16 protein-coding genes are annotated in these 13,417 nt (G+C 62.0%); 8 read left to right on the top strand and 8 right to left on the bottom strand.

Annotated elements, in window-relative coordinates:
• Nucleotides 1-75 precede the first annotated feature (75 nt).
• The 3 genes from HDE80_RS12110 to HDE80_RS12100 all read right to left on the bottom strand — a co-directional run bounded on the left by HDE80_RS12110 (nucleotide 76) and on the right by HDE80_RS12100 (nucleotide 2,124).
• Nucleotides 76-288, bottom strand: a complete 213-nt coding sequence (locus HDE80_RS12110) for a DUF3820 family protein (RefSeq protein ID WP_184600019.1) — start codon at nucleotides 286-288, stop codon at nucleotides 76-78.
• An 18-nt stretch (nucleotides 289-306) separates the two neighbouring features.
• A complete protein-coding gene (locus tag HDE80_RS12105) occupies nucleotides 307-489 on the bottom strand; it encodes a glyoxalase (RefSeq protein ID WP_255483719.1) in 183 nt (60 codons plus the stop codon).
• A 159-nt stretch (nucleotides 490-648) separates the two neighbouring features.
• A complete protein-coding gene (locus HDE80_RS12100) occupies nucleotides 649-2,124 on the bottom strand; it encodes an AAA family ATPase (protein ID WP_184671176.1) in 1,476 nt (491 codons plus the stop codon).
• Nucleotides 2,125-2,282: 158 nt separating this feature from the next.
• On the opposite strand from HDE80_RS12100, the gene HDE80_RS12095 reads away from it, so the two are divergent.
• The 7 genes from HDE80_RS12095 (at nucleotide 2,283) to HDE80_RS12065 (ending at nucleotide 8,089) form a co-directional block, all read left to right on the top strand.
• Nucleotides 2,283-3,857, top strand: coding sequence for a hypothetical protein (locus tag HDE80_RS12095; protein WP_184671174.1), 1,575 nt, complete (start codon nucleotides 2,283-2,285; stop codon nucleotides 3,855-3,857).
• Nucleotides 3,858-3,915: 58 nt separating this feature from the next.
• Nucleotides 3,916-5,004, top strand: a complete 1,089-nt coding sequence (locus HDE80_RS12090) for a PQQ-dependent sugar dehydrogenase (protein ID WP_184671172.1) — start codon at nucleotides 3,916-3,918, stop codon at nucleotides 5,002-5,004.
• 287 nt (nucleotides 5,005-5,291) lie between these two features.
• The gene (locus HDE80_RS12085; protein WP_184600023.1) at nucleotides 5,292-5,447 is read left to right on the top strand and encodes a DUF1328 domain-containing protein; all 156 of its coding nucleotides are present in this window, start codon (nucleotides 5,292-5,294) and stop codon (nucleotides 5,445-5,447) included.
• Nucleotides 5,448-5,550: 103 nt separating this feature from the next.
• Nucleotides 5,551-5,913, top strand: a complete 363-nt coding sequence (locus HDE80_RS12080) for a DUF883 family protein (RefSeq protein WP_184600024.1) — start codon at nucleotides 5,551-5,553, stop codon at nucleotides 5,911-5,913.
• A 28-nt stretch (nucleotides 5,914-5,941) separates the two neighbouring features.
• Nucleotides 5,942-6,430, top strand: a complete 489-nt coding sequence (locus HDE80_RS12075; protein ID WP_184600025.1) for an ABC transporter ATP-binding protein — start codon at nucleotides 5,942-5,944, stop codon at nucleotides 6,428-6,430.
• On the top strand, nucleotides 6,427-6,798 hold the full coding sequence (locus tag HDE80_RS12070) for a hypothetical protein (protein ID WP_184671170.1): 372 nt from the start codon (nucleotides 6,427-6,429) through the stop codon (nucleotides 6,796-6,798). The genes HDE80_RS12075 and HDE80_RS12070 overlap by 4 nt, the downstream gene beginning before the upstream one ends.
• A 100-nt stretch (nucleotides 6,799-6,898) precedes the next feature.
• A complete protein-coding gene (locus tag HDE80_RS12065) occupies nucleotides 6,899-8,089 on the top strand; it encodes an AI-2E family transporter (protein WP_184671168.1) in 1,191 nt (396 codons plus the stop codon).
• On the opposite strand, the gene HDE80_RS12060 is transcribed toward HDE80_RS12065, so the two are convergent.
• The 5 genes from HDE80_RS12060 to HDE80_RS12040 all read right to left on the bottom strand — a co-directional run bounded on the left by HDE80_RS12060 (nucleotide 8,037) and on the right by HDE80_RS12040 (nucleotide 12,555).
• Nucleotides 8,037-9,014, bottom strand: a complete 978-nt coding sequence (locus HDE80_RS12060; RefSeq protein ID WP_184671167.1) for a PD40 domain-containing protein — start codon at nucleotides 9,012-9,014, stop codon at nucleotides 8,037-8,039. The two genes, HDE80_RS12065 and HDE80_RS12060, sit on opposite strands and share 53 nt — an antisense overlap.
• 98 nt (nucleotides 9,015-9,112) lie before the next feature.
• The gene (locus tag HDE80_RS12055) at nucleotides 9,113-10,108 is read right to left on the bottom strand and encodes a hypothetical protein (RefSeq protein ID WP_221437544.1); all 996 of its coding nucleotides are present in this window, start codon (nucleotides 10,106-10,108) and stop codon (nucleotides 9,113-9,115) included.
• Nucleotides 10,080-10,838, bottom strand: a complete 759-nt coding sequence (locus HDE80_RS12050) for a LytTR family transcriptional regulator DNA-binding domain-containing protein (protein ID WP_221437543.1) — start codon at nucleotides 10,836-10,838, stop codon at nucleotides 10,080-10,082. The genes HDE80_RS12055 and HDE80_RS12050 overlap by 29 nt, the downstream gene beginning before the upstream one ends.
• Nucleotides 10,835-12,055, bottom strand: coding sequence for a histidine kinase (locus tag HDE80_RS12045; RefSeq protein WP_255483718.1), 1,221 nt, complete (start codon nucleotides 12,053-12,055; stop codon nucleotides 10,835-10,837). Before HDE80_RS12045 ends, HDE80_RS12050 begins: the two co-directional genes overlap by 4 nt.
• Nucleotides 12,052-12,555, bottom strand: coding sequence for a DUF1579 family protein (locus HDE80_RS12040; protein WP_184671163.1), 504 nt, complete (start codon nucleotides 12,553-12,555; stop codon nucleotides 12,052-12,054). Before HDE80_RS12040 ends, HDE80_RS12045 begins: the two co-directional genes overlap by 4 nt.
• Nucleotides 12,556-12,977: 422 nt before the next feature.
• Here HDE80_RS12040 and HDE80_RS12035 point away from each other — a divergent pair, with 422 nt between their 5' ends.
• Nucleotides 12,978-13,415, top strand: a complete 438-nt coding sequence (locus HDE80_RS12035; protein WP_255483717.1) for a nuclear transport factor 2 family protein — start codon at nucleotides 12,978-12,980, stop codon at nucleotides 13,413-13,415.
• Nucleotides 13,416-13,417: the final 2 nt, after the last annotated feature.

Below are 13,417 nucleotides of genomic sequence, written 5' to 3'. Positions count from 1 at the left end.
TAAAGCGGATTCGCAATATGCGAATCCGCTCTTCCTGCAGCATACGCCGAAAGCCAACGCAGGCTCGAGCTCACCTTATCGCTTGCGCAGTGGCTCCAGCAGCGATGACAGCCCGTTGTGGTCCAGCTCCAGCATCAGCGCCAGCAACCGTCCCAAATCCCCCTTGGGAAAACCCTTTCGCGCAAACCACGCGAGATAGGCGCCGGGCAGGTCGGCGATCAGCCGGCCCTGGTATTTGCCATAGGGCATGGTGACAGTCACCAGCCGCTGCAAATCCTCTGCTTCCATCGTGTGGTTTCCTTCGGGTTATTTGGCAAACAGCTTCGAGCGATCGGCGAACGCCTTGAACTCAAGCGCATTGCTGCAGGGATCGAGCAGAAACATCGTGGCCTGTTCACCGGCCTGACCCTGAAAGCGTACGTGCAGTTCGATTACGAAGCGCGTGCCGGCTGCTTGCAGGCGGTTGGCCAGTGCATCCCACTTGTCCATTGACTTCACAAGCAGCAGCGAGCGTGGGTGTCCAAGCTTGTACTAGGCGACTGGCTGCACGAGCGCGGAGAGTTGGCACCATTCACTGATCATGTTGCGTGTGGACCTTGAAATTGCCCTTTTCAAAAATATCCGCTTAAACGGCAATGATACCGACGTTCAATCCGCGGCCACACAACGGCCCTGTGCCCACGCTCTCAACGTCTCCACTTTCTCATACATCAACACCGACAGCGGCCGCGTCTGCTTGAGTGTGTTGAGCAGCGTTGATTGATCGAGCGGCACGTTGTTGCTGGCGGCGTCGTATAAAGCACTGACGATGGTCTGCTCGACTTCGGCACCGGAGAAGCCGCTGCTGGCTTCGGCCAGGACAGGCAAGTCAAAACCAGTCGGATCGAGTTTGCGGCGGGTGAGGTGGAGGGTGAAGATCGTTTCGCGCACGCTGGCCTGTGGCAAGTCGACAAAAAAGATTTCGTCGAAGCGCCCTTTGCGCAGCAGTTCGGCGGGTAGCTCGTCGACGGTGTTGGCGGTGGCGACGACGAAGACCTTGGCCTTGCGTTCGGCCATCCAGGTGAGCAGGTAGCCGAGCACGCGACGCGACACGCCGCCATCATCGCCGCCGCCGGCGAGGCCTTTCTCGATTTCATCGATCCACAGCACGCATGGCGCCAGCAGCTCGGTGCTGGCCAGCGCTTCGCGCAGATTCTTTTCGGTTTCGCCCTGATACTTGTTGTAGAGCGTGCCGAAATCCAGTCGTACCAGTGGCACGCCGAAGCCACCGGCGATGGCTTTCGATGCGAGGCTCTTGCCGCAGCCCTGCACGCCGAGCAGCAGCACGCCCTTGGGTGGATCGAGCATTGGCGTGGCGGACGGATCGAGAAACACCGCTCGCCGCCGCTGTACCCATTCGCGCACGCGGCTGACGCCGGCGATATCGGCGAAGCTGGCGGTGGCGTATTCGTAATGCAGCAGGCCGGAGCGGTTGAGCAGGTCGAACTTGGCCTGCATCAGTTCGGGCAAGTCGGCATGGTTGAGCGCGCCGTCGTTGTAGATCAGCTTACGCACAATGCGCCGCGCGTCTGGCGCGGACAGGCCCAGCAGGTTGCGAACGATGATGCGCGCGGCCTCACCGTCCACCTCGACGCGGCGACCCTGCTCGTTCTGCCAGGCGGCCGCTTCGCCGCGTAGAATGCCTGCCAGCTCCTTGATGTCGGGCAGCGACAGCGGGACACGGAGCGCCAGTGCTTCGAGCTCTTCGGGCAATTCGATTTTTGCGCCGATCAGCACAATGGTATGCGCCACCGAGTGCTGCCGCTGCACAATCTCGCGCAGCATGCGCAGTGTCATCGCGTAGCCGAGAAACGGATGGAAATCGAACAGCAGAAAGATGCCCGGCTCGCTGGCGGTGCGAATCGCCTCCAACGTGGCGGTGGCATCGGGTGCGGACTGGGATTCTCGTTGAGCGAAGTCCAGTCGGGTCAGTCCGTCGGTGAGGGTCCAGCGCCACAGTGGGCGCAGCGACTGCGCGATCACGTGCCGAAAGCACTCGATCACCCGCTGTTCGTCGACGGTTTCGATCACCAGCAGTGGTGTGCTCGCGCGTACCAGTGTAGTGAGATCCTGCAATTCGCTCATGCACCCTCCAATCGAAGTACGCCACGTTAGCAGAGCATCGCGTGGTTCCACCGACGAGGCATGACTTCCCGCATGGCATGACTTCCCTCATGGGGCACCACTCGATAAACGACGTAGGCTGCAACATCCGCCCTTCGGGCCCGATCGAGCGACAAGCGATGAACAGCCGCAAGCGTTGGTGCAGGATTTCCTCGATCGCCATGCTGACGACGTTGGCTCTGGCGAGTACGGCCGCGGCGCATGCGTCTGCACTACCTCGACTGGATGGTTCCCGTGAAGGCATCGCTGGTCACCCTGGCTGCGAGCAGATCGATGCGCGTGCCTGCCTCGGCCTGGCGCTGACGGCGATGGGTGGCCGGGACACGTTGGCGGCCATCCACAATGTACAGTTCGACGTGATCGGGCATACCGCACTCACCGAGCAGTCGTATCGGCAGGCGCCGTTCATCAGCAGCTACGAGCGCGATCAGTTGACCGTGGATTTCGACAAGAGTCGACTACTGAGCCATAGCCATGGCGTGTGGCCGGAAGCGGATTCGCATCAGGCGGAAAGCGATCTCACCTTGATCGCTACCCCCGAAGGCGGCGTGTACCGCGCCAGGGACGGCGATTCAGCGTGTTCGGCGGCTGATCTGGAGGACACCCGCGCCACACTGGCGCTAGGACCGGAGCGATTGCTGCTTACTGCAGCGGCGGCAGCTGACCTGCATTACGCCAGCAGCGAATGGCTGCGCTCCACCCCGCACAGCGTGCTCGAATTCAATTGGCACGGGCAGCCGGTGCGTGTGCTGCTGAATGCTTTCAACCACCTGCCGGATGCATTCGAGCGCACGGCCACGTTCCAGGATTTCTGGTTCGCTTGGGGTGACGTCGAGCAGCGTGTTTACTACGACAACTGGAAGCTGTTGAATGGCACGGTGCTGCCGACCAATCGCATCGAGCAGCGCAACGGCGTGGTGTGGCAGTCAATGCAGGTACTCGATGCCAGCTTCAACACGACGCTGGATGACAAGACCTTCGCAATGGACTCGGCACTAGCGGCGAAGAGCGCGCAATCCAAAGGCTGGAACCGCGAGTTCAGCGACCAGCACCGCGTCGAGCTGGCGCCGGGCGTTGAACTCTACCGCGGCGCGTGGAATGCCACCCTGATCAAGCAGGACGACGGCGTGCTGGTGCTGGAAGCGCCGATCTCGCCGCATTATGTTGAAGGCGTGCTGGCCAAGGCGCGCAGCACGTTTGCCGGTGTGCCAATAAAGGCGGTGCTGTCCAGTTCCGATTCGTGGCCGCATATGGCCGGCGTGCGAGAGGCGGTAGCCGAGGGCTTGCCGGTGTACATCCTCGATCTGAACCAGCCGCTACTGGATCGGCTGGTGGCAGCCCCGCACCGCCTGGAGCCTGACCATTTGCAGTCCGCGCCGAAAGCCGCGCAATGGCATGTGGTCTCGGGCAAGCAGGAGATTGGCAGTGGGGCGAACCGCGTGGTGATCTACCCACTGCGTGGCGCTTCCACCGAGCGCCAGTACATGGTGTATTTCCCGCAGCACAAGCTGTTGTATGCCAGCGACACGTTGGCGCTCAATGCCGACCACACGCTATACGATCCGGAATTGATGCACGAAGTGGTGCAGGCGGTGGCGCGCGAGCATCTGGATGTAAACACGATCTACGCGATGCACGAAGGCCCGACGCTCTGGTCCGACGTGGTCCGTCTGGTCGACGTGGCGACGAAATAGCCGCTTCGACCGACAGGCGTTAGCATCGCAGTCTGCCCGCTGATACGGAGACCGACCGATGCGTATGAAACTTTGGTGGTTGCTCTACCTGCTGGCGGCGCCGGCTTTCGCTGCACCGCAACTGGACCAGCTGACCCTGCCGAAGGGTTTCCATGTCGCGGTGTATTCGGACCAGGTACCGAAAGCGCGCGAGATCACGCTGGGCGCGAAAGGCACAGTGTTCGTCGGGTCCGGTGACGCCGGCAAGGTGTATGCGCTGACCGACAGCAAGCATGATGGTGTTGCCGACAAGGTGCGTGTGGTGGCGAGCGGCTTGGAGTCGCCGATCGGCGTGGCTTTCAAGAATGGCGATCTCTACGTGTCCGCCGTCAGCCGGATCGTGGTGCTGCGCGATATCGAGAATCATCTGGACGATCCACCGAAGCCAGAGTTGATCACCGACAAGCTGCCGACCGAGATGCATCACGGCACCAAGTTCATCGCCTTCGGTCCGGACGGCAAGCTGTATGTGCCGATCGGCGCACCGTGCAACATCTGCGACCCAGGTCCGGACCATGGCAAGCTCACCCGCATGAACGCCGATGGTAGCGGCATGGAAGACGTGGCGCACGGCATCCGCAACACGGTGGGTTTCGACTGGCAGCCCGGCACCAGGAAACTGTGGTTCACCGACAACGGGCGCGACATGATGGGTGACGATATGCCCAGTGACGAACTCAATCGCATCACCAGGATTGGCGAGCACTTTGGCTTTCCCTATTGCCAACAGGGCGACACGCTCGATCCTGAATTCGGCAAGGGCAAGAGCTGCAAGGATTACACGCCGCCTGTATTGAAGCTGGGTGCGCACGTTGCCTCGCTGGGTATGCGTTTCTACGAGGGCAAGCAGTTTCCGGCCAGCTACAAGGGCGCGATCATCGTGGCCGAGCACGGTTCGTGGAACCGTACGAAAAAGTCAGGCTATCGGGTGATGACGGTGCGTCTGCAGGGCAGCAAGGTGCTGTCGTATGAACCGCTGATCAGCGGCTTCGAGCAGGACGAACGCGCCTGGGGTCGACCAGTCGACGTGCAGCCGCTGCCCGACGGCAGCCTGCTGATAAGCGACGATCTTGCAGGCGCGGTGTATCGCGTCACATACAAGCCTTGAGCATTTCGAGGGGTTACAACCTGCGAATTGATGCTCCGAATCTCCCGCCATCGTTCGTCGCCATCGTTTGTCAGGTGAGAGTCGGATACGACGTGAATGGACGCCCGAACGCCAAACCGACCCCTGCCCCCGCCTGAACAAACGTCGCCAGCGCGTGCAGATTGACGCCAACTCTCTTCACATGCGCATGGCGTGGGCTATGGGTGAATAGCTGACCACATACCGGAGGCTCGCGTCTGCGGTTCACGGTTTATCCAACTTTGGCTCCCATTCAAGAGGACAACGCCATGCTTCACTACGCACTGGTTTTTCTGGTTATCGCGATCATCGCAGCGGTACTGGGTTTTGGCGGCATTGCCGGCGCCGCTGCAGGCATTGCTAAGATTCTTTTCGTCATCTTCCTGATTCTCGCCGTACTCGCCTTTTTCCGCCGCGCCAGATAATCAGGTCATGCGCTTGTGGAAGTGATGTGTCATCAAGTCACTTCCGCAAGCGAACCAATGCGTTGAAGTCATGCGTCATCGTCAGTCCTCAATGGAGCTTCCCATGAACAAGCACGTACAAACCCCCGAAGAACTGGTTGGCAACCGCATCGACGAGAGCGCCGAGCGCATCAAGCAGGCGACCTCCAATGCCGTGGCCAGCACCAAGGATGCCGTGGATCGCGCCGCCGACACGGTCGAAGAAGGTCTGCACCGCGCCACTGACAAGGTGGCCGATGCCGCCAACCGCACTACCGATAAAGCGGTCGAGATTGGCGAGCGCGGTCGTGAGGTCTATGACCAAACGCTGGATCGCGCCGACGCATGGTTGGAGCAGGCGCGCGACTATGTTCGCGAGAAACCGGTGCAGTCCGTCGCCATCGCGCTTGGCGCTGGCTGGTTGCTCGGTCGTATTCTGCGTCGTTGATCACGCAGGCTTGATAGGGGCTCAGGGAATGCAGCAATCAGAACCTACCCCCGGAACAGCGGCGCCGGAAACGGCGCCGTTGCCATCTGGGCTGGTGGCCGAACTTGGCCAGTTGGGCCGTGCGATAAAACATCTTTTCGGTGCCCAGTTGCATTTGCTGGCTGCCGAGCTTGGGCTTGCACGCAGCGCTGTGTCGTGGATGTTGCTGGCTGGTTTGGCAGCTACCGTTGCAGGCGTGGGACTGGGTCTGAGCCTGCTTGCGTTTGTCGGTTTGCTGCTGGCGAAGTGGTTTGGCTCGTGGGTGCTGGCATTGTTGGGTCTGTGTGTTTTGCAGGCACTGTTTCTGGCCGGTTCGCTCCTGCTGTTTCGCCGCTGCATGCACTGGATGAGTCTGCCGGTCACACGCGGCGAGTGGAATGAGATGATGCGCGATACCATGAGCAAGGCTAGGCGCGAAATCGATGCCGAGCGCGCCGCACACGTCGAGACAGATCGCACCAAGGGAGACCGTGCATGAGCTTGTTCAGCCAGCTTGCCAGAGTGCGCGCCGCCAAGCTGGAGATGAATCTGGCACGGCAGGAAATGAGCCCACCGGCAGCCGCGTTGCTGGCGCGCGGTCATCGCTATCCACTGACGACCGTCGGCACGGCGGCCGGCGCCGGATTCGTGCTGGGTACCCTCAACGTGCATCCGCTGCGTATTCCCGGGCTGGGTTCACTGCTCGGCGGCGGTCTGGCAGAAGCGGTGGCTTACGGTACGCGCCTGGTTTCCGAACTGGGTGCGTTCGGGTTGGGCGGCGGCGCAGATTCAGGCAGAACTGATTCAGACAAGACCAATTCAGACGATACGGTGGCACCGGATACCAATAGTGGTCAATCATCATGACCCTGGCGATGACGCAGACTTCGCTTAGGCAACCGTCAACCATGCCGTCATCGCTTATCTTGTTTTCGATCCATCGAATTTAGCTCATCGGCGTGCCGCTATGAAGGAACCGGGCCATCTGCCAACGCGCGCCGCGATCATCAGCGATCGTAAAGACGCTGTTCCGCTGCCGCTCGGTAGCGAAACGGCAGATGCCGATGACGAGGCGTCAGGCGCGCACGGTCGCGGATTGCAGGCGACGCACGGCACGCTGCGGCACTTGCGTGCGATCCGCGTGATCTTGAACAGCATGCTGTTGCTGGCGTTGCTGTATACCGTCACGTTGACCAAGTCGTTGCTGATACCGCTGGTGCTGGCAGCGTTTCTGGGGCTGGCGTTGAACCCGATCGTGGCCGCTGGCTCCCGCCGTGGCCTGCCGCGCTGGCTCTGCGCCAGCGTGTTGATGATGGCGCTGGTGGGCACGATTGGTTTTGGCGTAAGCAAAGTGGCACAGCCGGCGATGGGCTGGATCCAGGGCGCGCCGGCCACGATGAAAGAGCTGCTGCCCAAGTTCAGAAACATCACCGCACCCTTCGAGATGGCCAATCGTGCCACGCAGAATCTGGTGAACGGGCCGCCGTCGCGCGCTCATCCAGCCGCGGCAACGGCCACGGTCTCCATCAGTACGTGGGATGTTCTGGCCGAGACCCCGGCCGTGATCGCTGCGATGCTCACGGTCACCCTGCTGGTGTTCTTTTTCCTGGTGTTCGGCGACACCTTGCTGCGGCGGCTGGTGGAAATCGTTCCTGACTTTCAGGCCAAGCGACATGCCGTGGTCATCGTGCGCAGCATCCAGACCGAGGTGTCGCGCTACATTCTCACCACCTCGCTGATCAACCTGAGCCTGGGACTATTTACGGCGACCATGTTGTGGTGGCTGAAGATGCCCGACCCGCTGCTGTGGGGCACGGTGGCGATGATGGCCAATTACATTCCGTATGTCGGTGCGATCACCACCACCACGATTTTGATGATGGTTGGACTGGTGCACTTCGATCAGCTTGGTCAGGCGATGCTGCCGGCACTGTGTTTCATCGGCTTCACCATCGTCGAAGGCAACCTGATTACGCCGATGGTGCTGGGCCGGCGCATGCGCGTCAGCCCGATCGCGATTCTGCTCTGGCTGCTGGTATGGGGCTGGCTCTGGGGTATTCCCGGCGCATTGCTGGCGGTGCCGATGTTGACCAGCGTCAAGTTGATCACCGAGCGCATTCGTGGCTGGGGCTGGTTTGCGGTAATGGTGCAGCGTTGAGGGCCGTTACCGCTTCGCCGTGTCCGATGCGGGTTGCTTCAGCCACCCGGCAAGCGAAAGTCGCCAGATGCCCGACTGGCCGGTGACATAGACCGCATTGCCGTTGGTCGAGACATGCGCACCCCACGGCAGATCCTTGTTGATGACATCGCCAAGGTCGATGGGGCGGCTCCTGTGCATCGCCTTGCCTGAAGGCGATGCACAGGCGGCCGAGGCCGCCCTTGGTCTTACCGTAGTCGAACACGATGAATGACTGGTCGGGCGCGATCGCGGGATCATGGGTGGAGACGTCGGGATCGCCCAGGCCGGCGCGCACGGCAGGTAGGTAGCTGCCGTTGCGATACAGCGAGCGCCAGATATGCATTGCCCGCGCTTTCTTGTCCCAACGGATGAAATACAAGGTCCCGTCGGTCGCGATGCTCGCAAAATCGACGAAGGGATCGTCATTGATGACCGGCCCCAACCACACCGGGGTCCCCCCCGCATTGCCCTTGCGCTCCACTTTCCAGATGTTGCTGCCCGGCGCGTTGCCGCCGACAAAGTAGTCCTGCGTCAGCGGCTGGCCGCCAGGCGTCGTTGGTCGGTCGGAATTGAACAACAGGTACGAACCGTCCGGCGAGACGACCGGATCCTGGTCGAACCAGTGGCCTGAAAAGCCCGCGATTTGCGGCTTCGACCAGTGACCGTTGACCTTGTGCGCGACCATGATGGTCTTGTGCGGCCCATTGCTGCGGTCGAAGAACACCGTATTGCCGTCAGGAGTGAAGGCGACGGTGTCGTCGCTGTCCGGATGGATGATGCCGTCGAGCGTGATCGGTGCGAGCGCCGCGATAGACGCAGCGCTGGCGGACGCGTGCGACGAGGCGAAACAGAGAACAACGGCCGCAAGGCAGAACGAACAGGCGATGGCGGGGATGCGGCTCATGGGGCATGGCTTCTCAAGTGACGTATCTAATCGGGCTTTTGCTCGATGCCGAAGCGCAAGGCTTGATCCCGTTTCCGCGTATTGGTGGCCGACAACGATTAGATCGTGTCTTGTGACAGGTTGAGCAAGGTATAGGAGCGCTGCTCGCCCTCGAATTTGTCGCCGCCCTTGGACACCAGCGTCACGTGTCGCTGCACCATGATTTCATCGCTCACAATGACACCCTTGCATATCGTGGTGTAGCCGCGCCAGGTGGTCTTTCCGGGGATCACCGACACGTCGATTGTCTTTCCGGCCGTGGTGGTGATCTGCATCGGTTCTCCATTCTGCTGGCGGTACTGATCGTCGGATGACGGGCCGCTACCACTGCCATTGCGGGTCAGCGTGATGACATCATTGAGCGGGTCGACGCGAACCACCTGCACCTGCTCGGTGCCGGCCGGTCCGATTTCCCAGGGCCTGGGGATGGTGACCGTCCAGGTCGTTCCTACGCGGATGTCGTCCGGTGCCTTGCCCCACAACAAAGGATTGAAGGTCATCCCGCTGGTTTCGCTGTCGACAGCACACTTGCCCTTGTAGCAATGGGTGATGCCGTCCTGAAGTGTCTTGACATCGTGGACTACGCCACTGGCTGGATGCCCGTCATAACGATCCTCCTCATCGAAGATGAAGGCCTCCGGCGTTACGCCGGTCACCCTATCGTCGGCGCTACCGCTTATGCGATCGACCTTCTCATTGAATCCCGTTCCCTTTATCGAGACGGTTTTGGAAAACACATCGGACAGACGTTCTCCCACCTTGAGGTTGGGGCTTAAATACGCAGCGGTCGAATCGGCATAGGCCGATGAACTACTCAGGCAAAAGATCGAAGCGAAAAAAGCGGCGGTAGCGACAACACGGCAACGGGGGGGCATCACGATCTCCAGGGAATATTGGCTGCCAACAGGCTCCAAGAAGCCTGCAGCCGATCGAGGTTCGCCGCGCCAGCTTTGTGATGTTCGGTATATCGGGCGTGACGAGTGGTCGGCAGGGATGCTCGAACGGCCAATGAAGTCAACCGACGGATCAAGCCATGCCAAGTGCACGTCGCGCATGGGTGCGGAAGCGCCGACTGAGATGGAGCCGCGTGCCATCGCGCAGCACCACTTCGGCATTGCCCTGGAACAGCGGATGGACTTCGGCCACGCGATCGAGGTTGACCATGATGCCGCGGTGGATGCGCAGGAAACGCGTCGGGTCCAGCGTCGCCAGCAGGTGGCGCAGCGTATCGCGGTGCAGGAAGCGGGCGTTGCCGACATGGAGGTGCACATAGTTGCCGTCGGCACGGATCCAGTCGATGTCGGCCGTGCTGATCACCCGGATATGTTCGCCGTAGCGCACGCTGATCCGTTGCGCGTAATCATCCACGCCCGTCACGGCGGCGGGTTCGGGGTGGGCGTGTGGCGCGTGCAGCCCCTGCCAGTGTTGGTTGACGCGTGCCATCGCCTGGTCGAAACGTGCCTGCTCGATCGGCTTGAGCACATAGTCCACGGCCCTGGCGTCGAATGCCCGCAGCGCGTGTTCGGCAAAGGCAGTGGCGAACACCACCAGTGGCAAGCAATCGGGTGCCAGTTCGTGCAGCAACTCGAAGCCGTCCATGCCCGGCATCTGGATGTCGAGGAACAGCAGGTCCGGGCGTAATGCAAGCACCGCCTGCATCGCCTCGCCGGCATTGCCGCATTCGCCGACGATCTCCACTTCGGCATGCGACGCCAATGCCTGGCGTAACGCGAGGCGTGCCAGCACCTCATCGTCGACCAACACGGCGCGCAGGCGTGGCGTCATGATGCGATGTGCACGACAAAGGGCAGGTGTACCTCGACGCGCACGCCGCCGCCGGCCAACGGTGTGAGTTCGAGTCGCGCGGCGTTACCGAACAGCATGTGCAGGCGTGAACGCGTATTGCCCAGGCCGATGCCTTCCGGCGTGCCTTCCGGCGGCAGGCCGAGACCGTCGTCGTCCACGCGCAGCTGTAACTGGTCGCCGGCACGTCGCGTGGAAATGCGCAGGATGCCGGCGCCGGGCTTGTTCTGCAGGCCGTGGCGCAGCGCGTTCTCCACCAGTGGCTGCAGGATCAGGTTCGGTACCGCCGCGTCCAGGGTGTCGTCGTCCACGTCCAGCTGTGTGCTCAGCCGGTCCTGGAAGCGCACCTGCTGGATGCCGAGGTAGCACGCGAGGAATTCCAGCTCGCGCGACAGTGGCACCTGCGGTGCATGGCATTCCTCCAGCGTGAGGCGCAGAAAATCGCTGAGCCTGGCGATCATCAGTCGTGCCTGCAGCGGATCGGCCAACGCCAGCGCTGAAATGGCGTTGAGCGTGTTGAACAGAAAGTGCGGTTGCAACTGCATGCGCAACGCCTGCAGTTGCGACTGCGCCAATTGCGTCTCCAATTGTGTACGACGCAGGCGTTCGTCGCGCAGGTGCCGGCGCGATTCCATCCCGCGTAGCACCACCAGGATCACCCAGTAGGTCACCAGTCCTTGCTGGAACTTGTAGGCGAACTCCGTATGGATGAAGCCACCGAACGTATCCACCGGCATCTTGCCCGGGCCGCATAGGGTCCAGAAGATCAGCAACTGCAGCAGGGTCTGCGCCAGCGCGACGCCGAGACTGAGAGGCACATGCACAGCCAGTAGGCGCGGCCCGCCGAAGCCCGCCGTACGTCGCCCGAGCCAGCCGATCCCGGCCGCCAGCAGCATCCACAGCCAGAAGTCGGCGAGGTTCCAGATCAGCCCGCGCAACCAGGCGGCATCGCGTCCTTCGCTGAGCGAGGACAACCCCGAACTCAGTGCGTAGGACAGCGCCAGCAGCGTCCAGAAACCGAAGGCCAGCGCCCAGTTCCGGAGTCGCTGCGAGCGGTTGTCGCCGGGTACCTGATCTTCGCCGACGATGGTCGTTGCTTTCGCCACGTTCATCTGCGCAGTGTGCCAGCGCCGGCCGTCAGACGGATGTGCCGGAAGGTACGCCGGCACGGGACGGTGTTCGCGTGTCCGCAGATTCAAGCGGGTGGCCCCGCATCGCGGCGGCAGGTGAGTTCATCGCCCGTCTGCCAGGTACCGCTGCCGTCGAGGCGCGCATAACTGACCCGGTATTGCGCATCGCCGCTACGCCGGAGCACGAAGCGATCGATGTAGCCGCTGGTCGCAGTGTTCTGCAGGCTCAGCGTGGTGCCGGTCCAGCCGGAAGAAACGTAGTGGCGCACGCCGCCGGTGTTGTCGAACACGGTCATTACGAACTGCCTGGTGGCGCGGTCATAGCCCCACCATTCGTCCGCGGCGTAGCGATCCGGCGGTGTGTCCGCGTGCTGCATATGCAGCCAGTGGCCGCCCATTTCGGTGCTGAAGGTCTCGCGGGAATGGATCGGCCTGCCGTTGGAGAACTGGCCGGCGCCCTGCCATGCGCCGACGAACCAGGCCAGCGGTGCCAATTCATTCGTCATGCCGGCCGCGCCAGCGAGCATGCTCGTGGCTGCGAGGATCACCAGAGTGAGCGGCAATCGCATGTCGGTCTCCTGCTTGCCGCACGCCCGGCATCTATCCGTTCGGACGATGGCGTCGATGTGGATGATTCGCGCAGGCTGGCACGGGCGCTCATCGCCGTCACCGATCTTGTGACGATCGGCATCGTGGTTGTGACAAGCGGCACGAGTACGCACGCAGATGGCTGGAAAGTCGCGGAGATGGATGCCGGATGATGCATTGATCCGACGTGGCCACACAGCCGCCTCGGTCACACCGCTGGCAGGAGCATATCGACCGCTTGTCACGCCATCGCAGGTGGTCGTCACAGGAACGATGCGGTCCACGGTCACACCCTGCAGGCTGCACGGGCGGCTATGTCGCCGCGGACGAGGACAGCAAGATGCGCAAGCAATACCTCTTCAGGATCGGCATGGCATGTCTTGCCGCGACGACGATGGGAATCATGAGTGCGTTCGTGGCGACTTCCGACGCGTATGCGAGCACAGCGGACGAAACCGCCAGGAACGAGGCAGCGGTGATCGCGGTTGACCAACACTGGCTGGAGGCGGAAGAGAGCGGTGACACCGCGTATCTGGATGATCTTCTGCTGCCCGACTACCGTTCGGTCGGTACCGATGGCGTGGCACATCCGAAGTCCGCCATCGTGGCGCATGCGGCGAAGAACCGTGGCTCGGACATCGAGCGCCGCACGGTCGAGGCGTGGATCAAGGCGCATCCGTCGGGCAAGAGCGTGGTGCTCCACGGCGACACCGCGATCCTGTCGTTCTACGACCCGGCGTCGGGGCCGCAGCAGGGCGTGCGTTCCTCCGACATCTTCGTTTACGTCGACCGCCGTTGGCATGCGCTGTATTCACAACACAGCGGGTTCGGCAAGGGCTAGCT

This window comes from Rhodanobacter sp. A1T4, assembly GCF_014207185.1.
Classification (GTDB): Bacteria; Pseudomonadota; Gammaproteobacteria; order Xanthomonadales; family Rhodanobacteraceae; genus Rhodanobacter.
The sequence above is the reverse complement of the archived record's forward strand: the minus strand, read 5'-3'. Positions and strand labels throughout refer to the sequence as shown.